22 protein-coding genes are annotated in these 24641 nt (G+C 62.7%); 5 read left to right on the top strand and 17 right to left on the bottom strand.

What is annotated here, in order from left to right:
• Window positions 1–161: 161 nt before the first annotated feature.
• The 15 genes from FLQ44_RS15035 to edd form a co-directional block, all read right to left on the bottom strand.
• On the bottom strand, window positions 162–1550 hold the full coding sequence (locus FLQ44_RS15035; RefSeq protein ID WP_147695057.1) for an amino acid permease: 1389 nt from the start codon (window positions 1548–1550) through the stop codon (window positions 162–164).
• Between the two features lie 118 nt (window positions 1551–1668).
• Window positions 1669–2334, bottom strand: coding sequence for an arylformamidase (gene kynB / locus FLQ44_RS15030; protein ID WP_147695056.1), 666 nt, complete (start codon window positions 2332–2334; stop codon window positions 1669–1671).
• Between the two features lie 271 nt (window positions 2335–2605).
• Complete coding sequence (locus FLQ44_RS15025; protein WP_147695055.1) at window positions 2606–3502, bottom strand: aldo/keto reductase; 897 nt, start codon at window positions 3500–3502, stop codon at window positions 2606–2608.
• Entirely contained in the window at window positions 3502–4611 is a 1110-nt protein-coding gene (locus tag FLQ44_RS15020) for an ABC transporter ATP-binding protein (protein WP_147695054.1), read from the bottom strand. Before FLQ44_RS15020 ends, FLQ44_RS15025 begins: the two co-directional genes overlap by 1 nt.
• 4 nt (window positions 4612–4615) lie before the next feature.
• Window positions 4616–5614 carry a carbohydrate ABC transporter permease gene (locus FLQ44_RS15015; RefSeq protein WP_240801297.1) on the bottom strand — a complete coding sequence of 333 codons (999 nt, stop codon included), beginning with the start codon at window positions 5612–5614 and terminating at the stop codon, window positions 4616–4618.
• Window positions 5607–6509 carry a carbohydrate ABC transporter permease gene (locus FLQ44_RS15010; RefSeq protein WP_147695053.1) on the bottom strand — a complete coding sequence of 301 codons (903 nt, stop codon included), beginning with the start codon at window positions 6507–6509 and terminating at the stop codon, window positions 5607–5609. The genes FLQ44_RS15015 and FLQ44_RS15010 overlap by 8 nt, the downstream gene beginning before the upstream one ends.
• Before the next feature lie 181 nt (window positions 6510–6690).
• Window positions 6691–7935: an ABC transporter substrate-binding protein gene (locus FLQ44_RS15005; protein ID WP_147695052.1), complete on the bottom strand. Its 1245-nt coding sequence runs from the start codon at window positions 7933–7935 to the stop codon at window positions 6691–6693.
• A 316-nt stretch (window positions 7936–8251) separates the two neighbouring features.
• Complete coding sequence (locus tag FLQ44_RS15000) at window positions 8252–9661, bottom strand: sensor histidine kinase (protein WP_147695051.1); 1410 nt, start codon at window positions 9659–9661, stop codon at window positions 8252–8254.
• Between the two features lie 29 nt (window positions 9662–9690).
• Window positions 9691–10371, bottom strand: coding sequence for a response regulator transcription factor (locus FLQ44_RS14995; protein ID WP_147695050.1), 681 nt, complete (start codon window positions 10369–10371; stop codon window positions 9691–9693).
• A gap of 80 nt (window positions 10372–10451) precedes the next feature.
• Window positions 10452–11000: a dTDP-4-dehydrorhamnose 3,5-epimerase gene (gene rfbC / locus FLQ44_RS14990; RefSeq protein WP_147695049.1), complete on the bottom strand. Its 549-nt coding sequence runs from the start codon at window positions 10998–11000 to the stop codon at window positions 10452–10454.
• Between the two features lie 51 nt (window positions 11001–11051).
• Window positions 11052–11945: a glucose-1-phosphate thymidylyltransferase RfbA gene (gene rfbA, locus FLQ44_RS14985; RefSeq protein ID WP_147695048.1), complete on the bottom strand. Its 894-nt coding sequence runs from the start codon at window positions 11943–11945 to the stop codon at window positions 11052–11054.
• Entirely contained in the window at window positions 11942–12835 is an 894-nt protein-coding gene (gene rfbD / locus FLQ44_RS14980) for a dTDP-4-dehydrorhamnose reductase (protein ID WP_147695259.1), read from the bottom strand. Before rfbD ends, rfbA begins: the two co-directional genes overlap by 4 nt.
• 2 nt (window positions 12836–12837) lie before the next feature.
• A complete protein-coding gene (rfbB, locus tag FLQ44_RS14975) occupies window positions 12838–13899 on the bottom strand; it encodes a dTDP-glucose 4,6-dehydratase (protein ID WP_147695047.1) in 1062 nt (353 codons plus the stop codon).
• A 285-nt stretch (window positions 13900–14184) separates the two neighbouring features.
• On the bottom strand, window positions 14185–14811 hold the full coding sequence (gene eda / locus FLQ44_RS14970; protein WP_147695046.1) for a bifunctional 4-hydroxy-2-oxoglutarate aldolase/2-dehydro-3-deoxy-phosphogluconate aldolase: 627 nt from the start codon (window positions 14809–14811) through the stop codon (window positions 14185–14187).
• A gap of 93 nt (window positions 14812–14904) precedes the next feature.
• Window positions 14905–16743: a phosphogluconate dehydratase gene (edd, locus tag FLQ44_RS14965; RefSeq protein WP_147695045.1), complete on the bottom strand. Its 1839-nt coding sequence runs from the start codon at window positions 16741–16743 to the stop codon at window positions 14905–14907.
• A 249-nt stretch (window positions 16744–16992) separates the two neighbouring features.
• On the opposite strand from edd, the gene zwf reads away from it, so the two are divergent.
• The 5 genes from zwf (at window position 16993) to pgi (ending at window position 22787) form a co-directional block, all read left to right on the top strand.
• Complete coding sequence (gene zwf, locus FLQ44_RS14960) at window positions 16993–18465, top strand: glucose-6-phosphate dehydrogenase (protein ID WP_147695044.1); 1473 nt, start codon at window positions 16993–16995, stop codon at window positions 18463–18465.
• 138 nt (window positions 18466–18603) lie between these two features.
• Window positions 18604–19281, top strand: coding sequence for a 6-phosphogluconolactonase (gene pgl / locus FLQ44_RS14955; protein WP_147695258.1), 678 nt, complete (start codon window positions 18604–18606; stop codon window positions 19279–19281).
• Window positions 19262–20248 carry a glucokinase gene (locus FLQ44_RS14950; RefSeq protein WP_147695043.1) on the top strand — a complete coding sequence of 329 codons (987 nt, stop codon included), beginning with the start codon at window positions 19262–19264 and terminating at the stop codon, window positions 20246–20248. Before pgl ends, FLQ44_RS14950 begins: the two co-directional genes overlap by 20 nt.
• Entirely contained in the window at window positions 20241–21092 is an 852-nt protein-coding gene (gene hexR, locus FLQ44_RS14945; RefSeq protein WP_147695042.1) for a transcriptional regulator HexR, read from the top strand. Before FLQ44_RS14950 ends, hexR begins: the two co-directional genes overlap by 8 nt.
• Window positions 21093–21137: 45 nt before the next feature.
• Window positions 21138–22787 carry a glucose-6-phosphate isomerase gene (gene pgi / locus FLQ44_RS14940; RefSeq protein ID WP_147695041.1) on the top strand — a complete coding sequence of 550 codons (1650 nt, stop codon included), beginning with the start codon at window positions 21138–21140 and terminating at the stop codon, window positions 22785–22787.
• Window positions 22788–22991: 204 nt separating this feature from the next.
• On the opposite strand, the gene FLQ44_RS14935 is transcribed toward pgi, so the two are convergent.
• Together FLQ44_RS14935 and FLQ44_RS14930 are read right to left on the bottom strand one after the other, a co-directional pair.
• Entirely contained in the window at window positions 22992–23357 is a 366-nt protein-coding gene (locus FLQ44_RS14935) for a hypothetical protein (RefSeq protein WP_147695040.1), read from the bottom strand.
• Window positions 23358–24076: 719 nt separating this feature from the next.
• Window positions 24077–24571 carry a YgjP-like metallopeptidase domain-containing protein gene (locus tag FLQ44_RS14930; RefSeq protein ID WP_147695039.1) on the bottom strand — a complete coding sequence of 165 codons (495 nt, stop codon included), beginning with the start codon at window positions 24569–24571 and terminating at the stop codon, window positions 24077–24079.
• Between the last annotated feature and the right edge of the window lie 70 nt (window positions 24572–24641).

The following is a 24641-nucleotide window of genomic DNA, read 5'->3' as shown; positions in this document are numbered from 1 at the left end:
GCGGCTGGCATGGTGGCTGTCCAGCCTGTTGCGGCAGCAGGCAAACACAAAGCCGCCCGGGTGGCGGCTTGGCATCGTGCCGCGACAGGCTTGGCGCCGCTAACATGAAAAAAACCCCGCTTTCGCGGGGCAAGGCTTACGACACAAAATCTTGTATTGCGTTACATCGCATCGTCGTAGGACGCATGCGGCTTGCGTACGAATCTGTATAGGCACATCAATACCACCAGAAAAGGCAGACCGAACTTCAAGGTCATGTTGAATTCGTCGGTAAACAGCGTCGTCACCATGGTGGCCAGCATCAGCCCTAGTCCCAGCAGGCTGGTAAACGGGTACAGCTTCATGCGGAAAGCCAGCGGCGAGTTGCCGGCGGCTTCGTATTGACGGCGGAAAAACAGGTGCGTGAGGAAAATCATCATCCACGTGAACATGGCGCCAAACATCGACAGCGAAATCATCAGGATGAAGGCATCCTGCGGGTAGAGCACGTACAGTAGCGTGGCCACGGCAATACCAATGGACGACAGCATCAGCGCGTTCAGCGGTACCCCCTGGCTGTTGACCCGGCCTAGCGCTTTCGGTGCATCACCCCCCCTGGCCAGGCTGAACATCATGCGAGTGGTAATGTAAAGCTGGCTATTCATGGCGGACAACGCCGCTACGATCACGACAAAGTTCAGAATATCTGCCGCGTAAGGTATGCCCAGCACCTGCATCACCGTCACAAACGGGCTGCTACCCTCGCCCACGCGCTCCCACGGCACAATGGCCAGGATCAACGCCAGCGATAGTAGATAAAACACCAGCAAACGGACAATGGTGGCGCGAAAGGCCTGCTTTACCGCCCGCTCCGGGTCTTCTGCCTCACCTGCTGCTACCGCAATCATTTCTACACTCAGGTAACTGAAGATAGAAATGATCACGGCTAGCCACATGCCCCACCAGCCATGCGGTAAAAAGCCACTGCCTGCGGTATACAGGTGCACGCCGAATTCGGGGCGGTTAGTGCCCCACACCACTACGCTACCCAGCAAGATGAAGCCCAGAATGGCGGCGATCTTGATACTGGAAAAGCCGTACTCAACCGCGCCAAACGCTTTGACGCTACTGGCATTTACCAGGATCAACACCCCGGAAAACAACGATATCCACCACCACGATGGCACCCCGGGAAACCAGTACGCCATGTAGTCGGCGATAGCGGTAACCTCGGTACCCACGGCCAGCACAATCGCAGACCAGTAGGCATAGCGCACCAGGAAGCCCGCCAACGGGCTGATATAGTGTTCGGCATAGGCACCAAACGAGCCCGACGTGGCGTGCGCTACGGTCATTTCTGCCAGACACCCCATCAACAGCAGGGTAATCAACCCGCCAATGGCGTAGCTAAGCAGCACACTGGGGCCGGCAAAGCCGATAGCAAACTTGCTACCCAGAAACAAGCCGGTGCCGATAGCGCCGCCAATGGCGATCATGCTCATTTGCCCCGCGGTCAGGCGGCGTTGCAAGCCCTGTTCGCGGTCTTTGATTTTCTGAAAACTTCTGCTCATGTTGTACTCCAATACTCTCCATGCGTGACAGAGCCCGGCCTGTCTACTCAGGCATCGTTGCGTGGCTCAAGGGAATACCACCCGGACGGGTAGCGCGGTTCCGGCACCCAGGTGCTGACTAGGCCGGTGAACACATATCGTTGGACGCACAAACAGGCAGGTCGCGCAAAATGGCGCGCACCGGGCTGGCATCGCTGTGCATCAGCTTCAGCGGCAAGGCAATCAGTTCGTAATCGCCCGGCGCGACCGTGTCCAGCACCAGGTTTTCCAGAATGGCCATACCGTGGCGCGCTACCGCGTGGTGTGCCGCCAGGCTTTTGCTATGGGAAGGGTCAAGCGAGGCGGTATCCACGCCAATCAGCAGCACGCCCTGGCTCGCTAGCCAGTCGATAGCGGCCGGGTCGATACCGGGAAAATCCGCATCCCAGCGCTCATGCGGAAACCGCTCATACGTGCGTAGCAGGATGCGCGGCGGCAGTGGCCCGGTGTCAGCTAGCCCGGCCTGCAGCACCGCCAGGCTTATCTGCGGCCCGTGTGCCAGGCAGTGCACCACGCGACACACGCCCAGATAGGGCAGCAGCGCTACCGCGCCGATAGGCATACCGTTGGCCAGGTAATGGTAGGGCGCATCAGCGTGCGCACCGCTATGCGGTGACAGGGTCAAGCGAGCCACATTGACCGGGCAGTCGCCTTCCAGTACCCAGTGCGGATGAAACTGGAGTGGTGTATCGCCAGGCCAGACCGGCATGCCGGTGGTCAAGGAAGGGCTGATATCGTAGAGCATGGTGCGCCTCGCAGCGGAAGAACTGTCGAAAGCTTAGCACCGGCCCAATCGCTACTTATTGCGAAGAAATGGTCGTTTCACGTCTGTTTTTTGCATATTTTTACGAAAAATCTGGTCATTTCCGCAGAAAATTCGCAGCTGCCGCTCGCCAAAACAAGTGCATAGACGTACCCGGGCGATACGGTCAAACGTGGCACAAAAAAAAAGCGGCCCGAAGGCCGCGCAAGCAACGTACAACACAACTATCAACATCACGGTACAACAGAGAAACTCAGGCCACCTCGTGGCCACGCGCGGCTTGCAGCAGCGCAAACCAGTGCTGGCGGCCCAGCGGCAGGCGGCAGGCCGCGGCCGCGTCGTCCAGCGAGGCCAGGCGGCGCGAGCCGATGATGGGCAGCGGCTTGCACGGGTGCTGCAGCAGCCAGGCCAGCGCCACCACCGCCGGACTGCTGCCCAGCTCGGCGGCGACCTGCTGCAAGGCAGCGTGTAGCGCAGGGTTGGCCGCAGCGTCCAGCACGCGGCCACCGGCCAGCGGCGACCACAGCATGGGGCGTACGCGCAGCTGCTGGCACTGGTCGAAGGTGCCGTCGAACAGCGGGGCCAGGTGCAGCAGCGAGGCTTCTACCTGGTTGGTCACCAGCGGCACACGGCTGGCCAGCAGCGCGTATTGCGACGGCGTGAAATTGGACACGCCAAAGTGGCGCACCTTGCCGGCCTGCTGCAGGCGCTGAAAGGTGTCGGCCACCTCGTCGGCGGCCAGCAGCGGGTCGGGGCGGTGGATCAGCAGCAGATCGAGGTAGTCGGTACCCAGGTGGCGCAGCGAGGCCTCGACACTGGCGATGAGGTGCGCCGCCGAGGTGTCGTAGTGCTTTACTTGCCAGCCGCGCTCGGCGATGGGCGGCTTGATGCCGCACTTGCTCACCAGCTGCAGTTCATCGCGGCGCGCGGGGTTGGCCTTCAGCCAGCGGCCGAACAGCGCTTCGCAGGTGAAGCCACCGTACAGGTCGGCGTGGTCGAAGGTGGTGATGCCCAGCGCCAGGGCGTGTTCTACCCAGGCGGCCAGCGCGGCGTCATCAAAGCCCCATTGGTTCAGGCGCCACACGCCAGCCGCTACCGGTGACAGCAGCGGCCCCTGTGCGGCCAACCTTTGCGTGCCCAGCGTGGTCATTACACGATCCGCGCTTCGGTTTTGGGGTCGAACAGCACCGCCTTGGACACGTCGAACACCAGCTCCATGCTCTGCCCCGGGCGCTTGGCCTCGGTGGGGTGGGTACGGCAGCACACTTTGGTGTTGTTCAGCGACACGAACACCAGGGTGTCCGGGCCGGTGGGCTCGATCACGTCGATGTGGCAGCTCATGACCGGCAGGCCTTCGCGGTGCGCGGTGCGGGCGTCGGTGATTTGCTCCGGGCGGATGCCGAAGATCACTTCCTGGCCGACAAACTGCGCCAGCTTGGTCTTGTCGTGCGGCAGCGGCAGCACCACGCAGCCGTTGTCGTCGCAGATTTTCACGCCGATGTCGCTGCCGGTCTGGATGACGGTGGCCGGAATGAAGTTCATCGACGGCGAGCCGATGAAGCTGGCCACAAACAGGTTGGCCGGGTTGTCGTAGATGTCCTGCGGGCTGCCGAACTGCTGCACGATGCCGTCTTTCATCACGGCGATCTTGTCGCCCAGCGTCATGGCCTCGATCTGGTCGTGGGTCACGTACACGATGGTGGATTTCAGGCGCTGGTGCATCAGCTTGATTTCGGTCCGCATCTCGACGCGCAGCTTGGCGTCCAGGTTGGACAGCGGCTCGTCGAACAGGAAGATGGATGGGTTACGGGCCAGGGCGCGGCCCATGGCCACACGCTGGCGCTGGCCGCCGGACATCTGGCCAGGCTTGCGGTCCAGCAGGTGGGTGATCTGCAGCATCTCGGCCACACGGTTTACCGTGGCGTCGATCTCGGCCTGCGCCACCTTGCGGATTTCCAGGCCAAAGCTGATGTTCTGGCGCACGGTCATCGACGGGTACAGCGCGTAGCTCTGGAACACCATGGCGATGTCGCGGTCTTTGGGCGACAGGTCGTTGACGCGTTTGCCGCCGATGTCGATATCGCCACTGCTGATGTCATCCAGGCCGGCAATCATGTTCAGCAGGGTGGATTTACCGCAGCCGGATGGGCCGACCAGAATCAGGAACTGGCCATCTTCGATGGCGATATCAATGCCCTTGAGCACGTCGGTGCCGTTGGCGTAAGTCTTGTACACATTGTTGATGGAAAGAGCGGCCATCGCATTAACCTTTCACGGCACCGGCTGTCAGGCCACGCACGAAATAGCGGCCAGCAACCATGTAAACAAACAGAGTCGGCAGCGCAGCAATAATGGCTGCGGCCATGTCCACGTTGTATTCCTTCACCCCGGTAGAGGTGTTCACCAGATTGTTCAGCGCCACGGTAATGGGCTGGGCTTCGCCACTGGCGAATACCACGCCGAACAGGAAGTCGTTCCAGATCTGGGTGAACTGCCAGATGATGCACACCACGAAAATCGGGCCGGAGATCGGCAGCAGGATGCGCAGGAAAATCGTCCAGAAGCCGGCGCCGTCGATACGGGCGGCTTTCACCAGCTCGTCCGGTACGGTGATGTAAAAGTTACGGAAGAACAGCGTGGTAAACGCGGTGCCGTACACCACGTGTACCAGCACCAGGCCGGCGGTGGTGTTGGCAATACCCAGCATGCCCAGTACCTGTGCCATGGGCAGCAGCACCACCTGGAAGGGGATGAAGCAGCCAACCAGCAGCATGGTGAACAGCGCGTCGGAGCCACGGAAGCGCCACATCGACACCACATAGCCGTTGACCGCCCCCAGGATGGTGGAGATCGCCACGGCCGGCAGCGTCATCTTGATGGAGTTCCAGAAGAAGCCCTGCATGCCGTTGCATTCCACCCCGGTGCAGGCCCCGGCCCAGGCTTTCACCCACGCCCCGCCCTGCCAGGCTTGCGGCAGCGACAGCATGTTACCGGCGCGGATATCGTCCAGGCTCTTGAACGAGGTGGTCAGCATCACGTACAGCGGCAGCAGGTAGTAAATGGCCATCAGGAGCAGCGCGGCGTACACCAGCGCGCGGCCAACGGTAAGGTTGGGTAACAGGACAAAACCGGCCTGTGCGGTTCGAGAGCCAGGCGCCCGCAGCGCAGGGGTCGAGACAGTACATGGAGTACGGCGGGACCCCGAGCAGCGCGCAACGCCGCTATCGGGCTGCACAGCCGTGTTTTTTGCAGAATTAAACACGTTTGGCACTCCTTGTTTCCATATACATCAGCGGGACGAGGACGGCGACGATGGTGAACAGCATCATCATGGCCGACGCGGCGCCCTGGCCCAGCTGGCCACGGGTGAAGGCAAACTGGTACATGAAGATGGCGGGTACGTCGGACGAGGTACCCGGGCCGCCACCGGTTAGCGCCATCACCAGGTCGAAGCTCTTGATGGCAATGTGCGACAGGATCAGCAGCACGCTGAAGAACACCGGGCGCAGGCTGGGGATCAGGATGCGGCGGTAGATGGTAGGCAGGCTGGCACCGTCTACCTGGGCGGCTTTGATGATGGAGTCGTCAATGCCGCGCAGGCCGGCCAGGAACAGCGCCATCACAAAGCCCGAGCTTTGCCATACACCGGCAATCACCACGGTGTAGATGGACATGTCGGGGTTCACCAGCCAGTCGAAGGTAAAGTTGGCAAAACCCAGGTCGTTCATCACCTTTTGCAGGCCCATGTCCGGGTTCAGCATCCATTTCCACGCGGTACCGGTCACCACGAAGGACAGCGCCATCGGATACAGGTAAATGGTGCGCAGGGCGCCTTCGGCACGGATTTTCTGGTCTAGCAGCACGGCCATCAGCAGGCCTACCAGCAGGCAGAACAGAATGAACAGGCTGCCAAAAATGCCCAGGTTGGCCGCAGCGGTCCACCAGCGCTCGTTATCAAACAGCGCCTGGTACTGCATAAAGCCTGCCCAGTCGTAACGCGGCATCAGGCGGGATTCGGTAAAAGATAGCCACCCCGTCCAGGCAATAAAGCCGTAGACGAAGATCAGGCTGGCGGCCAGCGTGGGCGACAGTACCAGCTTGGGTAGCCAGCGGTCGGCCAGCGCGCTGAGGCGGCCTTGAGAGAGGGAGGCAGACATGTGTGTTCCTTGCTGTCTCGGTCGGTAAACACGCGCCCTGCCCGGCAGTTGGCCGCAAGCTACCCTGCCGCAGGGTGCAGCATGGTGGCAAAACGGGTACGGGGGCAGAAACAGGCCGGGCTACCGGCCTGTGCGCAACATCAGGCAACGGCCCTGCTGCCAGGCAGCAGGGCCGGGGTGCTTAGCGTACGGCGCCGGCTTTGGCCAGACGCTCGGTCGCTTGTGCCGGGGTCATATTGGAGTTCATGAACTGCGAGATCACGTCCACCATGGCACCTTCGGTAGCGGAAGGCATGGCCATTTTGTGCGCAAAGCTTGGCACCAGCTTGTTGCTCTTGGCCGCAGCGTTCATATCGAAGCTGGATTTCTTGGCGCAGGCGTCAAACTTGGCCATCGGGGTATCCAGGCGTGCCGGGATGGAGCCTTTGTTCAGGTTGAATACTTCCTGGAACGACGGGCTCATGATGGTGGCAGCCAGGTCAGCCTGGGCTTTTACCGCAGCAGGGGATTTCTGCTGGAACATGGCCATGGAGTCGATGTTGAAGGTAAAGGCGTTCTGGGTGCCTGGTGCATCGGTACAGATAAAGTCTTTACCCGGTACCTTGCCAGCGGCAGTGAATTCGCCTTTGGCCCAGTCGCCCATGAACTGCATGCCGGCCTTGCCGTTGATCACCATGGCGGTAGCCAGGTTCCAGTCGCGGCCTGCGGCGCCTTTATCGATGTAGGTCTTGATCTTGGCCATGGTCTCGAACACCTTCACGGTGGTCGGGCCAGCCAGGGTGGCTTTGTCCAGCTTCACAAAAGCCTTCTGGTAGTAATCGGCGCCGCCCACACCCAGGGCTACCGATTCAAACAGGGTGGCATCCTGCCAAGGTTGGCCGCCATGGGCTACCGGCTGGATACCGGCTTTTTGCAGCTTGTCGGCAGCCGCAAAGAATTCCGGCCAGGTTTTCGGTACGGTAGCGCCGGCTTTCTTGAAGGCTTCCGGGTTCACCCACAGCCAGTTCACGCGGTGTACGTTTACCGGGGCGGCAACGTATTTGCCTTTGTACTTCATCACATTGCTCACTACCACGGGCAGCTGCTTGTCCCAGTTGCCGGCTTTGGCCACGGCATCGATATCAGCCAGCACGCCCTCGGCACCCCATTCCTGGATAGCCGGGCCCTTGATCTGGGCAGCTGTCGGCGGGTTGCCGGATACCACACGGGTTTTCAGCGCGGTCATGGCATTGTCGCCACCGCCGCCGGCTACCGCGAAATCTTTCCAGGCGTGACCTTTGGCGGTCATCATTTTTTTCAGCTCGGCGGCCGATTTGGCTTCGCCACCGGAAGTCCACCAGTGCAGCACTTCCACGTCACCGGCAAACGCGGCAGCAGGCAACAGGGTAGCGGCCATTACGGCCATGGTCAGGCTTTTCAGCTTCATGTTCATCTCCATGATTGTGATGCGTGTTTCCGCCTTGCCGGCCAGGCCTGGCGGCGGATTATTGGCTTAACCGCAGACACTGTTCTCCCCAGCGCCTTGGCAGTTGGCTGAACTATAGCCGCAAGCCGTAAGAATTGTGTAAGTTTTGAGTGCGTACAGTGTAAGTTTTGCACCAGGCCGGCACGCAGGGCAGCATGACATTCAGGCAAATCAAGCAGATACGGGGGATGACGCACGTATTGCAGCGCACCATAGCGGGGAATCTAGTGTGTCAACTACACGACGCTGGTGCAGATACCACGACGGAGGGCCGCTGCTAGGCCGGCAATAGCGCCAGCTGCAGGCTGGCACTTAGCCCGCCACCGGGGGTATCGGCCAGCAGCAGCTGGCTGCCGTGGCGGCGGGCGATTTCCTGCACGATGGCCAGGCCCAGGCCACAGCCTTTGCCCTTGCCCTCGGCACTGCCGCGATAAAAGCGCTCGAACACGCGCTCGCGCTCGGCCAGCGGGATGCCGGGGCCGTTATCCTGCACCGCCAGGTACACACTGTGGCCACCGCGCTGCAGCAGCACGGTGACCTCGCCCCCAGCCGGGGTGTACTGGATGGCGTTGTCCAGCAGGTTGGCCAGCAGCTCGCGCAGCAGGCCGGCGTGGCCGCGTATCGTCATGCTGCCGGCCTCGGCCTCCAGCCCCAGGTCGATACGGGCGCTCAACGCGCGGGGCACGGCTTCGGTGGTGACTTCACGCACCAGTGCAGCAAAATCCAGCGCTTGCAGGGTCAGGCCGGTTTCGGGCTCGGCACGAGCCAGCGCCAGCAGCTGGTTCACCAGCCGGATGGCGCGCGCCACGCTGGTTTCTACCTGTACCAGCTGCCGCCCCAGCAGCGGCAGGTCGGGCTGGGCTTCGCGCAGCTCGGCACGCACCAGCTCGGTTTGCGACTTCAGCCCCGCCAGCGGGGTACGCAGCTGGTGGGCGGCATCGGCAATAAAGCGCCGCTGCTGCGCCACCTGGCCATGCACCTCGTCCAGCAGGCTGTTGATGGCGGCGGTCAGCGAGCGTACTTCGTTGGGGGCGTTTTCTACCTCGATGGGGGCCAGGTCGCGGGCGCTGCAGTCCTCCACGCGGCGGCGCAGGCTGCGCAGCGGTGACAGGCCCCGGCTAATGCCGCCCCATACCAGCACGCTGGTCAGCAGCATCAGGCCCAACAGCGGCAGGCCCATGTCGAACAGGATCTTGCGGGCCAGCTCGGTACTGAGCGCACGGCTTTTGGCTACCTGCACCAGCATCAGCTGTGGCCGCGCTTCGGTACCGGCCAGCAGGTACTGGGCGGCGACGCGCACTTCCATGCCCTTCATGCGGGCATTATAGAAAAAGCTGTCCCCCGCTTTGGCGGCAATACCGGCCGGCGGGCGTGGCATGGCTGGCTCGCCCAACAGGAATGCCTCGGGCGGCGAGCTCACCATATAGTGCACGCGGTCGTCCGGGTCTTGCTGCAGGATGTCGCGCGCGGCGCTGGGAAAGTCGACGTAAAAACCGTTGCCGAAGGGTTTGACCTGGCGCGCCAGCGCGCTGCTGGATTTGGCCAGCGTGCGGTCGATGACTTCGTTGGTGTACACCAGTGCCATGTTGTAGGCGAGAAAGGCGGCAGACAGCCATAAAATCAGCTGCGGCAGCAGCAGCCACATCAGCAGCTGGCGGCGCAGGGAAAGCTCGCGGGGGCGGGACATGGCAGCTCCAGGGTTGGCCGCAGCCGGGCTCAGGCGTCGTCGGTGGCCGCCAGCAGATAGCCCAGGCCACGCACGGCCCGAATACCCACCCCGCTGCCATCCAGCTTTTTGCGCAGGCGGTGCACGTACACTTCTACAGCGTTAACGCCTACTTCTTCGCCATCTGCGGCCAACTCGCCAGCAATCTGCTCTTTGGTCACTACACGTTCGCCGTTAGCCATCAGGATATCCATCAGCTGCAGCTCGCGCGCGGACAAGTCCAGCGCCTGCTCGCCAGCCCAGACGCGCTGGCCGGCGCGGTCCAGCCGCAGGCTGGCAAAGTGCAGCTCGTCACGCACCGCCTCGGCCACACGGTGGCGGCGCAGCAGGGCGCGGATGCGCGCTTCCAGTTCGGGAAACTCGAATGGCTTCACCAGGTAGTCGTCGGCGCCGGCGTCCAGCCCGGCCACGCGGTCTTCCATGCTGTCCAGCGCGGTAAGGATCAGAATCGGCAGCGCGGGCTTGTGCACGCGCACATTGCGCAATACCTGCAGGCCATCCAGCCCTGGCAGGCCGATATCCAGAATCACGGCATCAAATGCCTCGGCCAGCAATAGCTGCTGCGCCAGCAGGCCATCAGCGGCGTGGGTAGTGGCAAAGCCCAGCCGGTCCAGCCGGGTCAGCAGCGCATCGGCCAGCACGGCGTCGTCTTCGGCAATCAAAAGCTTCATGGAGAATCCTTGCAAAACCAGAGCAGGGCGTAACGATAGCGCCAAATGGCCGCCAGGAGGAGGGTTTGCGCTAGCGCCGCTTAGTCGAACAGCTCGGCCGCCGCCAGCAGGGGCTGCACCTGGTCTTTGCCGGACAGCTGCAGCGGGCCACAATCCGGCCAGGCAATGGCAATGGCCGGATCGTTCCACAACACGCCGCGGTCGTGTGCGGGCGCGTAGTAGCCGGTGGTTTTGTACAGGAACTCAGCGTGCTCGCTAAGGGTAACAAAGCCATGCGCGAAGCCTTCGGGTATCCACAGCTGGCGTTTATTTTCGGCAGACAATACCTGGCCTACCCATTGCCCGAAGGTAGGCGAGCGACGGCGGATATCCACCACCACATCGAACACCTGCCCCACCGTACAGCGCACCAGCTTGGCCTGGGCAAACGGCGGCAGCTGGTAGTGCAGGCCGCGCAACACGCCGCGTACCGAGCGGCTGTGGTTGTCCTGCACAAACTCGACATGGCGCCCCACCGCCTCGTCAAACTGGCGCTGGCTGTAGCTTTCGTAGAAGTACCCGCGCTCGTCACCGAAGACCTTGGGCTCGATGATTTTGACGTCGGGAATGGCAGTATTGATGATGTTCATGGTGTTTTGGCATCGATCTGCGGCCAACCACGTGGCCAGCCAGGGGAAGCGTTATAAACGATTAAGCGATGTCAGCATACGCAGCAGGTACTGGCCGTAGGCATTTTTCTTCAGCGGTGCGGCCAGTTTTTCTACCTGTTCGGCCGTGATCCAGCCCAGGGTATAGGCAATTTCTTCCAGGCACGCCACTTTCAGCCCCTGCCGGTTTTCTACGGTGGCAATAAACTGGCTGGCTTCCAGCAAAGACTCGTGGGTGCCGGTATCCAGCCAGGCGTAGCCCCGGCCCATGGTCTGCACATCCAGCGTGCCTTGCTGCAGATACGCAGCGTTCACATCGGTGATTTCCAGCTCGCCACGTGGCGAGGGCTGGATGGACTTGGCAATATCGACCACCTGCTCATCGTAGAAATACAGGCCGGTTACCGCGTAGTTTGACTGCGGTTTTACCGGTTTTTCCTCGATGCTAACAGCGTGGCCCGCCTCATCGAACGCCACCACACCGTAACGCTCCGGGTCGTTGACATGGTAGGCAAACACCGTGGCGCCGTCCGGTTTGGCACTGGCGGCTTTGAGCAAGCGCGGAAAATCATTGCCGTAGAAAATATTGTCGCCCAGCACCAGTGCCGACGGGGCGCCGTCCAGGAAGGCTTCACCCAGAATAAAGGCCTGAGCCAGGCCATCGGGGCTAGGCTGTACTGTGTACGCCAGCTGAATGCCCCACTGGCTGCCATCGCCCAGCAGCTGCTGGAAGCGCGGCGTGTCCTGCGGGGTGGAAATAATCAGGATCTCGCGAATACCCGCCAGCATCAGGGTGCTGAGCGGGTAGTAGATCATCGGCTTGTCGTAGATGGGCAGCAGCTGCTTGCTGACTGCCAGTGTCGCCGGATACAGCCGGGTGCCGGAGCCGCCGGCCAGAATGATGCCCTTGCGTGCTTGTGTGCTCATTTGAGGTTGTCCAGCGTATCGAATATCTGTTTTACCGCCTGCTGCCAGTGCGGCAATTGCAGGTCGAAGGTCTGCATCAGCTTGCTGCAGTCCAGCTGCGAGTTGGCCGGGCGGCTGGCTTTCTGCGGGTAGGCGCTGCTAGGGATGGCTTGCGGCGCGGCGGCCAGCTGCAGCGGCCAGCCGGCCTCGCGCGCCAGGGTGATCACGTAGCTGGCGTAATGGTGCCAGCTGGTGCGGCCCTGTGCTGCCACGTGGTAGGTACCGTAAGGCTGCTCCACCCGGGCTTGTGCACGCTGTACCAGGTTGGCGGCCACGTCGGCCAGCAGGCTGGCTGGGGTCGGCGCGCCGAACTGGTCGGCCACCACCGACAGGCTGTCGCGGCTGGCGGCCAGGCGCAGCATGGTTTTCAGGAAGTTCTGGCCGTACACGCCCGCCACCCACGAGGTGCGCAGGATAAAGTGGCGGCAGCCGCTGGCGCGTATGGCCTCTTCACCCAGCCATTTGCTGCGCCCGTACACCGACTGCGGGTTGGCCGCATCGTCTTCGCACCAGGCGCCCGCTTTGTTACCGTCAAACACGTAGTCGGTAGAGTAATGCAGCAATAGCGCATTGTGCACCGCCGCCCATTGCGCCAATGCCGCCACCGCATCAGCATTAATGGCCTGCGCCAGCGCCGGTTCGTCCTCGGCTTTGTCCACCGCGGTGTAGGCCGCCGGGTTCACGATAATGTGTGGCTGCCAGGCGTCCAGCGCCGCCTGCAGGCTGGCAGGCTGCGACAGGTCGAAATCTTTCCGCTGCGGGCAGATCAGCTCGCCGTGCAGCGCCAGTGCGCGCTGCAGCTCGAAGCCGACCTGGCCGCTGCTACCGGTAATCAGGATGCGCATGGCCATGGTCACGCCCCGTACTGCTGGCTCAGCCAGTCGCGGTAGCTGCCGCTGGTCACGCCAGCCACCCAGGCCTGGTTGTCCAGATACCATTGCACCGTCTTGCGGATGCCGCTGTCGAAGGTCTCGGCTGGCTTCCAGCCCAGCTCGCGCTGCAGCTTGCGGGCGTCGATAGCGTAGCGGCGATCGTGGCCAGGGCGGTCTTGTACGTAGGTGATCTGGCTGGCGTAGGGCTGGCCGTCGGCGCGCGGGCGTAGCTCATCCAGTAGCGCACAGATGCTGCGCACCACGTCCAGATTGGCTTTTTCGTTCCAGCCGCCCACGTTATAGGTTTCACCCAGCTGGCCAGCCTCCAACACACGACGGATAGCACTGCAGTGGTCTTTCACGTACAGCCAGTCGCGTACCTGCTGGCCATCACCATAAATAGGCAGCGGCTTGCCAGCCAGCGCATTGAGGATGACTAGCGGAATCAGCTTCTCGGGGAAATGATAAGGCCCGTAGTTATTGCTGCAGTTGGTGGTGAGGACCGGCAGACCATAGGTATGGTGCCAGGCACGTACCAGGTGGTCGCTAGCGGCCTTGCTGGCCGAGTACGGGCTGTTGGGCTCGTAACGATTGTCTTCGGCAAACGGCGGGTCTGCTGGCGAGAGCGTGCCGTATACCTCGTCGGTGGACACGTGCAGAAAGCGGAACGCTTGCTGCTCTTCGGCGGGCAGCGCAGTCCAATAAGCCCGTACCGACTCCAGCAGGTTAAAAGTACCCAGCACATTGGTGTGGATGAAGTCGCCCGGACCATGAATGGAGCGGTCCACATGGCTTTCGGCGGCAAAGTTCAGCACCGCACGCGGCTGGTACTGCACCAGCAAGTTGGCCACCAGCTCGCGGTCGCCGATATCGCCCTGCACAAACACATGGCGCGGGTTATCGCGCAGGCTGGCCAGGGTTTGCAGGTTGCCGGCGTAGGTCAGCTTGTCCAGGTTCACCACGGTTTCATCGTGTGCGGCCAACCAGTCCAGCACAAAGTTGCCACCAATAAAGCCGGCGCCGCCGGTAACCAAGATCGTCATGCCCAGTCCTTGCCACACAGGAAAGATAATGCTGCATGTTAGCTGCTCTGCCGATGTTGCAATACCGCCTTACGTCAAACAGATAAAAAAAGGCTCTGCCGGGGAGAGTCGGCAGAGCCAGAAGAGAATGCAACAAAACGAACTTCAAAGCCTGCCGGCCATATCGCTACAGCCAACAGGGATCACGGGGCAAGCGTACACAGGCAGGCGATGTGCCCCGCACGATGGCCGCCACAGGCCGCCCGAAGGCGGCTCCGGCCACAGTGCAGCACCGCCTGGCTATGCCTAGCGTACCGCCAGTGCGCTGGCCGCACGGGCCAGTGCAGTGATACGGTCCCAGTCTTGCGCCGCAATGGCGTCGTCCGGGGTCAGCCAGCTGCCGCCCACGGCCAGCACGTTAGGCAGGGCCAGGTAGTTGGGCGCGCTGTTCACATCAATGCCGCCGGTGGGGCAGAAACGCAGTTCCGGCAGCGGGCCGGCCAGCGACTTCAGCAGCTTGATGCCGCCTACCGCCTCGGCCGGGAACAGTTTCAGGATATGGAAGCCCTCGTCCTGCGCGTGCATGGCTTCGGACGGGGTGGCAATACCGGGGATGAACGGCACGCCGGAGGCACGGGCGGCAGCGGCCAGCTCGGCGGTGAGGCCCGGGCTGATGCCGAACTGCGCACCAGCGTCCAGCGCGGCTTCCAGGTGGGCGCGGGTGCGCACAGTGCCGGCACCGACCAGCGCGTCGGGTACTTCGTCGCGAATGCGGCGCATGGCGGCCAGCGCAGCCTTGGTGCGCAGGGTGATTTCCAGCGTGCGGATGCCGCCGGCGACCAGCGCATGCGCCAGGTCTACCGCCACGGCGGCGTCATTAACCACGATAACCGGTACCACCGGGCCTTGGCGAAGCAGAGACAGTGCGTCCATGGTGTGTCCTTTGCTGGGGTTGGCCGCGGCCAACCCGGTAAATGATCGATGCAGTTTTTATAGCCCACTGCCGCACGGCAGGGGCTCAGGCGCTTAGCGGCCAGCCCACAGCGGGTGGGCAAAGCTCATCGCGCCGTCTTCGGCAGCGGTGGCCAGCTGGCGGAAGCCGGCAAACAGGTCGCGGCCCACGCCGTGCTGGTTGGCGCTCAGGTCCGCCTGCACGTGCTCGCGCGCAGCCCACTCGGCAGCGTCTACCAGGATGGTCAGCTCGCCGGTGTTGGCATCCAGGCGCACCAGGTCGCCGTTGCGTACCTTGCCGATGTCGCCACCCAGCAGGGCTTCGGGCGACACGTGAATCGCAGCGGGCACCTTGCCGGACGCGCCGGACATACGGCCGTCGGTGACCAGTGCCACCTTGAAGCCGCGTTCCTGCAGCACGCCCAGCGGCGGCGTCAGCTTATGCAGCTCCGGCATGCCGTTGGCGCGCGGGCCCTGGAAGCGGATCACCGCCACAAAGTCTTTTTCCAGTTCGCCGCGCTTGAACGCCGCCAGCAGCTCGTTCTGGTCGTGGAACACCACAGCCGGCGCTTCCACCACGCGGTGCTCGGCTTTCACCGCCGATACCTTGATCACGGCGCGGCCGATATTGCCGGTCAGCACTTTCAGGCCGCCATCGGCCGAGAACGGGTTGGCCGCAGGGCGCAGTACGCTGTCGTCACCCGATACCGCTGGCGCGGCGCGGAACGCTGCCTCGCCGTCTTGCAGCCAGGCTTCCTGGCTGTGGGCGCGCAGGCCATGGCCCATGATGGTGGTCACGTCGTCGTGCAGCAGGCCGGCGTCCAGCAGCTCGCGAATCACATAACCCATGCCGCCAGCGGCGTGGAAGTGGTTCACGTCGGCCTTGCCGTTCGGGTAGGCGCGCACGATCAGCGGCACCACGCTGGACAGCTCGTCGAAATCGTCCCAGTTCACGTTGATGCCGGCGGCACGGGCGATGGCATTGATGTGCAGGGTGTGGTTGGTGGAGCCACCGGTGGCCAGCAGGCCGACGATGCCGTTGACGATGGCTTTCTCGTCGATCACCTCGCAAATCGGGGTGAAGCGGCTGCCCTGGGCAGAGATCTCGGCGGCCACGCGGGCGGCACGGCGCGTCAGGGCGTCGCGCAGCGGGGTATTCGGGTTGACGAAGGCGGCACCCGGCAGGTGCAGGCCCATCACCTCCATCAGCATCTGGTTGCTGTTGGCGGTGCCGTAGAAGGTGCAGGTGCCCGGGCCGTGGTAGGACGCCATTTCGGATTCCAGCAGGGCGTCGCGGCCAACCTTGCCCTCGGCGTACAGCTGGCGCACTTTGGCTTTGTCGTCGTTGGCGATGCCGGTGGTCATCGGGCCGGCCGGTACAAACACCGCCGGCAGGTGGCCAAAGGCCAGCGCGCCGATCAGCAGGCCCGGCACGATTTTGTCGCACACGCCCAGGTACAGCGCGGCGTCGAACATCTGGTGGCTTAGCGCGATGGCGGTGCTCATGGCGATCACATCGCGCGAGAACAAACTCAGCTCCATGCCCTCGAAGCCCTGTGTCACGCCATCGCACATGGCGGGTACGCCGCCGGCAAACTGGGCGGTAGCGCCCACTTTCAGCGCCTCGGCCTTGATGATGGCCGGGAAGGTGTCCAGCGGCTGGTGCGCCGACAGCATGTCGTTATACGCCGACACAATGGCCAGGTTGGGGCGGGCCGCTTCTTTCAGATGAATCTTGATGCCGTCCGGCATGGCCGCAAAGGCGTGTGCCAGGTTGGTACAGGACAGCTGGGAACGCTCGACCTTGCCTTGGCGCATCGCCGCGCGGGCCGTAGCCAGGTAGGCAGCGCGGGTATCGCGGCTGCGTTCGATGATGCGCTGGGTTACAGCGTGCAGAACGGGGTGCAGACTCATTGGTATCGGCCCTGATGAAGGTGCTTGAATGGTAGTTTTACTACAGTCTGTTTGCAAGGCGCTACAGCACAAAAAGCAGGTTTATTTTAGCAAAACCACTACTTAATCATTTAACTTCATATACTTAATGCAGTGTTGGCCGCTAACAACAACAAAAACACGCGGCAGCCGCCTTGTACAATCGGCATAGACAAGCGGGCCATGTTTGGTAATATAACTACATCACAACCTTGGGCGAGAATAATCAGGATGGAGAACGCAAACCTGCACACCCCGGCATTCGATATGGTGCTGTTCGGGGGTACCGGCGATTTGGTCATGCGCAAGCTGCTGCCGTCGCTTTACCAGGCGCACGCCGCCGACCTGCTGCACGAAGCAGGCCGCATTCTGGCACTGGGCCGCCGCGACATGAGCCGCGACGACTACCTGGCCATGGTAGAAAAGAACGCGCGCGTACACGTGAAAGAGCACTTCTCCACCGCCGCCTGGGATAGCTTCCTGGCCCGCGTGCAGTACCTGAAAGTAGACGCCGCCACGCCCGAGCACTACCCGGCACTGGCCGAGGCACTGAAAGCCGGTGGCGACCGCGTGACCGTGTGCTACCTGGCCACCGCGCCCGACCTGTTTGAAGGCATTTGCGACAACCTGGCCGCCGTGGGCCTGAACCACGACCAGGTGCGCGTGGTACTGGAAAAACCGCTGGGCCACGACCTGGAATCGTCCAACGAAATCAACGAAGCGGTCGCCCGCCACTTCAAGGAAGAACAGCTGTACCGTATCGACCACTACCTGGGTAAAGAATCGGTACAAAACCTGCTGGCCATCCGCTTTGCCAATGCGCTGTTCGAGCCGCTGTGGCGCCGCGAGTGGATTCACGACGTACAGATCACCATTGCCGAAGACCTGGGCGTGGGCACCCGTGGCGATTTTTACGACGATACCGGCGCGCTGCGCGACATGGTGCAAAACCACCTGCTGCAGCTGCTGTGTATCGTGGCCATGGAGCCGCCGGCCAACCTGGGCGCCGACGCCGTGCGTGACGAAAAACTGAAAGTGCTGAAAGCGCTGCGCCCGTTCAGCGAGCAAGACGTGGCAGGTAAAACCGTGCGCGGCCAGTATAAAGCCGGTGCCGTAGCCGGCCAGCCGGTGGTGGGCTACCTGCAAGAGCAAGGCATCCCCGCTGGCAGCCAGACCGAAACCTTTGTGGCGATCAAGGCCGAAATCGACAACTGGCGCTGGGCAGGCGTGCCCTTCTTCCTGCGCACCGGCAAGCGCATGCAGGAACGCCTGGCCGAAATCGTGATCAATTTCCGCGATGTGCCGCACCACCTGTTTGCCAGCCCTACCGGCCAGAACACCGCCAACCGCCTGGTGATCCGCCTGCAGCCGGAAGAAAGCATCCGCCTGTACTTCCTGTCCAAGGAGCCGGGCGACACCCAGCGCCTGCAGCCGGTACACCTGAACCTGGACTTCCACGAATCGTTCAAAGCCCGCCGTGCCGACGCCTACGAGCGCCTGCTGCTGGACGTGATCCGCGGCAAGCTGGCGCTGTTCATGCGCCGCGACGAGCTGGTAGAAGCCTGGCGCTGGGTAGAACCCATCATGGACAACTGGGCGCGCAGCACCATCGCCCCCAAGCAGTACACCGCCGGCACCTGGGGCCCTGCCGCATCCAGTGCCCTGCTCAGCCGTGACGGCATCAGCTGGCACGAAGAGTGTTAAGCGCCAGGCCGGCTACCAAGCCGGCCCCTGGCTAGCCGCCGCGCCCCACCCGGGTGCGCGGCAGCAATAGCTAAACAAACGAGCCCGGGCCACCGGGCCACGTCGCCACAAGACGACACCTGCATGGACGATACAGAGATGCATCTGAATGAATTTACCAAGGCCGCCGACGCCAGCGCGGCCTTGGCGCACGCGGTAGCCAGCGACCTGGCCGCCGCCATCACCGCCCGTGGCCGTGCCACGCTGGCGGTCTCCGGCGGGCGCTCGCCGGTGCCGTTTTTCCAGGCGCTGGCGCAAGCGCAGCTGGACTGGGGCCGCGTTACCGTGACCCTGGTAGACGAACGCGTGGTCCCACCCGAGCACGCCGATAGCAACGCCGGCCTGGTACGCCAGCACCTGCTGCAAGGCGCAGCAGCCGCCGCCGCCTTCCTGCCGCTGGTGAATACTGCGGCCAACCCCGAGCAAGAGCTGGCCACCGCACACACGCTGTGGCAAACGCCAGACGTCGTAGTGCTGGGCATGGGCGACGACGGCCACACCGCCTCGCTGTTCCCCGCTGCCGCACAGCTGGCCGACGGGCTGGATGCGGCCAACCCGCACGCCCTGCTCACCGTGGTGCCGCCCGCCGCGCCGCACACCCGCATCAGCATGACGCTGGCCGAGCTGCGCCGTAGCGGCAAGCTGTACCTGGCCATTGCCGGTGCCGGCAAGCGCACCGTACTGGACACCGCCGCACAAGGCGTAAACGATACCTACCCCATCAGCTATCTGCTGCAGCCTTCGGAGAAACCGCTTCATGTCTACTGGGCAGCCTAACCCCTATCCGCGCCTGCTGGCCGACATCGGCGGCACCAATGCACGCTTTGCGCTGGAAACCGGCCCGGGTGTGATTGAAGACATCGATGTGCTGCCGTGCAAAGAGTACGCCACGCTGGCCGACGCCATCCGCAGCTATCTGGAAGGCGCCCATACCCACGCCGTACACCATGCCGCCATCGGCATTGCCAACCCGGTAAACGGCGACCGTGTGCAGATGACCAACCACCACTGGTCGTTCTCTATCGAAGAAACGCGCCAGGCGCTGGGCTTCCACACCCTGCTGGTGCTCAACGATTTCACCGCGCTGGCGCTATCGCTGCCGCACCTGCCCGCCAGCGAGCTGGTACAGGTAGGCGGCGGCGACGCCAAACCCGGCGCCAAGGCGCTGATCGGCGCCGGTACCGGCCTGGGCGTATCCGGCCTGCTGCCAGCGGGTAAGGACTGGGTCGCTATTGCCGGCGAAGGCGGCCACGTGGCGTTTTCGCCGCTGAACGACGACGAAGCCGCGCTGCTGCGCTACGCCCAAACCCGTTTTGGCGAGCATGTCTCGGCCGAGCGCCTGCTATCCGGCCCCGGCCTGGAGCTGATCCACGACGCGCTGAGCGTGCAAGCCGGCGAAGCCGCCGGCCAGCTGTCGGCCGCACAAATCAGTGAGCGCGGCCTGTCCGGCCGCGATGCGCGCTGCGTACGCGTGCTGGAGTTGTTCTGCGCCATGCTGGGCAGCGCTGCGGCCAACCTGGCACTGACACTGGGCGCCGTGGGCGGTGTGTACATCGGCGGCGGCGTGGTGCCGCGCCTGGGCGAGTTCTTTACCCGCTCGGCCTTCCGCGCCCGCTTCGAGGCCACCGGCCGCTTTGCCGCCTACACCGGCGCCATGCCGGTGTACGTGATCCACAGCCCCTACCCCGCGCTAACCGGCGTGCGCGCCGCGCTGCGCAGCCACCTGGGAGAGCACGATGCTTGAGAAAATCCGCAGCGACCTGGATAAACTGTCCGGCGCAGAGCGCCGGGTAGCCGAGCAAGTGCTGGCACAGCCCTACACCGTGATGCAGTCGGCGGTATCCGATATTGCCGCCAGTGCCGGCGTCAGCCAGCCCACAGTGATCCGCTTCTGTCGCAGCATGGGGTTTTCCGGCCTGTCCGACTTCAAGCTCAAGCTGGCCGGCACCCTGGTGGGCGGCGTGCCCTTTGTGCACTCCAGCGTGCGCCCGGAAGACCCGGTATCGGAAATCACCGCCAAGGTGTTCGATAACACCGTTACCGCACTGCTGAAATGCCGTAACGACGTGAACCCGCAGGCGGTAGACGCCGCGGTAGACCTGCTGTCGCACGCCCGCCGCATCGAGTTTTACGGCCTGGGCAACTCCGGCATTATCGCCGCCGACGCCCAGCACAAGTTCTTCCGCTTCGGCATCCCCACCGTGGCCTACGCCGATAGCCACATCCAGATCATGGCCGCCACCCTGCTGACACCGGAGGACGTACTGGTGGCCATCTCCAGCTCCGGCCGCTCGCGCGAGCTGATGGACGCGGTGAACGCCGCGCTGGAAAGCGGTGCCAAGGTCATTGCCATTACCGTGCCCGGCACCCCGCTGGCCGAACGCGCCACCGTGACGCTGGAAGTCGACTCGCCAGAAGACAACGAAACCTACAGCCCCATGCTGAGCCGCATCCTGCACCTGGTGCTGATCGACATCCTCACCGTGGGCGTGGCCCTGAAGCGTGGCCCCGGCCTGGCCGCCCAGCTGGAAAAAGCCAAACGCAGCCTGAGGCAAAAACGGCTGCGCAACGACAACGACGACGAATAAACTGCGCCCCACGTTGGCCGCAGACACACAAAAACTGGAGAAAACATGAGCGCCCTCACCCAGCTCCCCGCCTGGCAAGCCCTGTGGGACCACTTTGCCGACGCCAAGCATCACCATATGCGTGACCTGTTTGACACCGACCCGCAGCGTGCCGAGCGCTACGCGCTGGAAGTGGGCGGCCTGTTTCTTGATTACTCCAAAAACCGCATTACCGACGACACCCTGCGCGGCCTGATGCAGCTGGCGCGCGAAGCCGGCCTGCCCGCCAAGCTCAAAGCCATGTTCAAGGGCGAAAAGATCAACAGCACCGAAAACCGTGCCGTGCTGCACGTGGCGCTGCGCAACCGCACCAACTCGCCCATCCTGGTAGACGGCGAAGACGTGATGCCCAAGGTGAACTCGGTACTGGCGCGCATGGGCAAGTTCTGCCACGCCATCCGCAGCGGCGAATGGCTGGGCTACACCCACCAGCCCATTACCGACGTGGTCAGCATCGGCATCGGCGGCAGCGACCTGGGCCCGCTGATGGTGTGCAGCGCGCTGAAACCGTTTGGCCACCCGCGCATGAACATGCACTTTGTGTCCAATGTGGACGGCGCACAGCTCAAGGAAACCCTGAAAAAGGTGCACCCGGAAACCACCCTGTTCATCGTGGAATCCAAAACCTTTACCACCCAGGAAACGCTGACCAACGCCCTCACCGCCCGCGAATGGTTCGTGGCGCGCGCACGCGACGAAAAAGCCGTGGCCAAGCACTTTGTAGCGGTATCCACCAATAAAAAAGCCGTGGCCGAATTCGGCATCGACCCGGCCAATATGTTTGAATTCTGGGACTGGGTAGGCGGCCGCTACAGCCTGTGGTCGGCCATCGGCCTGCCCATCATGCTGTACCTGGGCGAAGAAAACTTCACCGAGCTGCTCAACGGCGCCCACATCATGGACCAGCACTTTGCCAACGCCTCGTTCGAGCAAAACATGCCCGTGCTGCTGGCCATGATCGGCATCTGGTACATCAACTACTACGGCGGCGGCAGCCATGTTATCGCCCCGTACGACCAGTACCTGCACCGCCTGCCCGCCTTCATCCAGCAGCTGGACATGGAATCCAACGGCAAGCAAACCTGTCTGGACGGCAGCCCGGTAGACTTTGAAACCGCGCCCATCATCTGGGGCGAAACCGGCATCAACGGCCAGCACGCCTTCTTCCAGCTGCTGCACCAGGGCACCCACATCTCGCCTATCGACCTGATCTGCTCGCTGCAAAACAGCTCCAGCCTGCCGGGCCACCACGAAATCCTGCTGGCCAACGTATTTGCCCAGGCCGAAGCCTTCATGCGCGGCAAAACCGCCGAAGAAGTACGCGAAGAGTTGGCCGCACAGGGCCTGAAAGGCGACGCGCTGGAAACGCTGGTGCCGCACAAGGTATTTGGCGGCAACCGCCCCACCAACACCCTGCTGATGGACCGCCTCGACCCGCGCAACCTGGGCAGCCTGATTGCGCTGTACGAACACAAGATCTTCGTGCAAGGCGTGATCTGGGGCATCAACAGCTTCGACCAGTGGGGCGTAGAGCTGGGCAAACAGCTGGCCAAAACCATCCACGCCGAGCTGGCCGGCAAGCTGGACGACGCCCCGCACGACAGCTCCACCAAAGCGCTGATCCGCCGCTACCGCCGCGCCAACGCCGGCCTGTAAGCCTGCGGCCAACCCGGCCCTGCCACAGCAAAACGCCCCGTCGAGACGGGGCGTTTTTTGTTTTGGCGATGACGCTGGCGGTTAGGCAACGGCGTACGAGGTGCACGAGCGGGCCACGGACTGCGCTACGGTATATGGAGTGCGTGTATCAAGCACATCGGTGAAATCACAACATCCATGCCAGGCACGCCTCTCGGCGTAGATTTACGGCGTAAAACGGATGCCCTCACCCTTGGCATCCATATAGCCCCAGGTGGTAAAACCGATACCGCTTTCGTATACCACTTTGATCACGGCATCGACACCCATCGCCTTTGCCGCATCCTTCAACGCTTGGTTGGCCTGCTCTATGGTCGGATCTTTGTGGAAAACGGTCAGTTTCTTCACACTCACCTGAACCGGGCCTACCACCTGGTAAGGCTTATCAGGGACGCCTTGCATGATCTGTACCTCTTTGCCAGCAACCTCTTTTGCAGGCGTGCCAAGGTTTACATTGGAGTCGGTACGGTAGCTGGCGCAGCCAGACAATATGGCAACAGCAAGCAGAGCAGACAATAGCGGAAACTTCATGGCGAACCTCATAGGCTAAATGGGTAAAATATGGAAGTACTGCCCTGTACGCCTGTACATGGCGTGTTGCGATAAATGAATGCCAAAGAAGCTTACGTCTCGCCCAATAACATGTCAAAAACATGAATCAGCAAAACGGTGGGCACGCTACAACCCCTCCGCCTCGTGCGCCAGCAGCAATAGGCGCATGTCGAATTCTAGGCCACAACCCGGATAAGCCGCAGGCACATCCGGGAGAAATGAGCCACCAGATACCTGCATGCAGCGGCCAACTTGACCAGACAACTAGCAAAAAATCCCGTGGCGATAACCAATGGGCCAACTGCCAAGATGTTAGTCAGGCACCCCATCCCGTTGGCGCGAGCCGGGCAAAAGGGTGCGCCCCAGGGTTGTGCTGAGCGAATCGAAGATTCGCACGCGCAAGACGCCGATTTGTCTGAGTCCCGAGCCGTTAGCGATCTGCGTGCAAATCTTTGATTTGCTCAGCGATGCGAGTTCGGCGGCGCCTGGGGCGTGCCCTTTTGCGCGGGGTTTCGAGCAGCCCCGGGGCGCGGGGTCTGCGTGCGAATCTTTGATTCGCTCAGCGATAGAAAAGGGGGCGGCGACCCGCCCCCTTTCCCGTTTGCCGGGCGGAACCGGCATCTTCAATCATTATCCGCGTAGCGGATTCAATCCCGGATGCGCCTGCAGCTTATCCGGGCTACCACACGACCAAACGGCTACGCCTCCGCCTCGCGCGCCAGCAGCCATAGCCGCATGTCGAATTCCAGCTGGTGGTAGTGCGGCTCCATGTGGCAGCACAGCTGGTAAAACGCCTTGTCGTGGTCTTTTACCTTCAGGTGGGCCAGCTCGTGTACCACGATCATGCGCAGGAAGGCTTCCGGTGCGTCGCGGAACAGGCTGCCGATGCGGATTTCATTTTTGCTCTTGAGCTTGCCGCCCTGCACCCGCGACACAAAAGCGTTGGTGCCCAGCGTGCCGCGCATGGGGTGCAGGCTGTTGTCGTACACCACCTTGGCCAGTGCGCCAGCGTTTTTCATATAGCGCTGCTTTAGCTCGGATACATAGTCGTACAGCGCGCGGTCGGTCTGGATGTCGTGGCTGCCGGGGTAGCGGTTGGCCACCCAGGCGCCCAGCTTGCCGGCCTGCAGCAGGCCGGCGACTTGTTCGATGAGGTGCGGCGGGTAGCCCGCCAGGTATTTGATGTCTGCCATGCGGCATTGTAGCGCGGCGGTGGCTGTTGGCCGCAGCGCGGGGGCGCTAGAATCGCCTATCCACTTTTAT

Origin of the sequence: Vogesella mureinivorans, from assembly GCF_007644035.1 — a bacterium.
GTDB classification, from domain to species: domain Bacteria; phylum Pseudomonadota; class Gammaproteobacteria; order Burkholderiales; family Chromobacteriaceae; genus Vogesella; species Vogesella mureinivorans.
The sequence above is the reverse complement of the archived record's forward strand: the minus strand, read 5'-3'. Positions and strand labels throughout refer to the sequence as shown.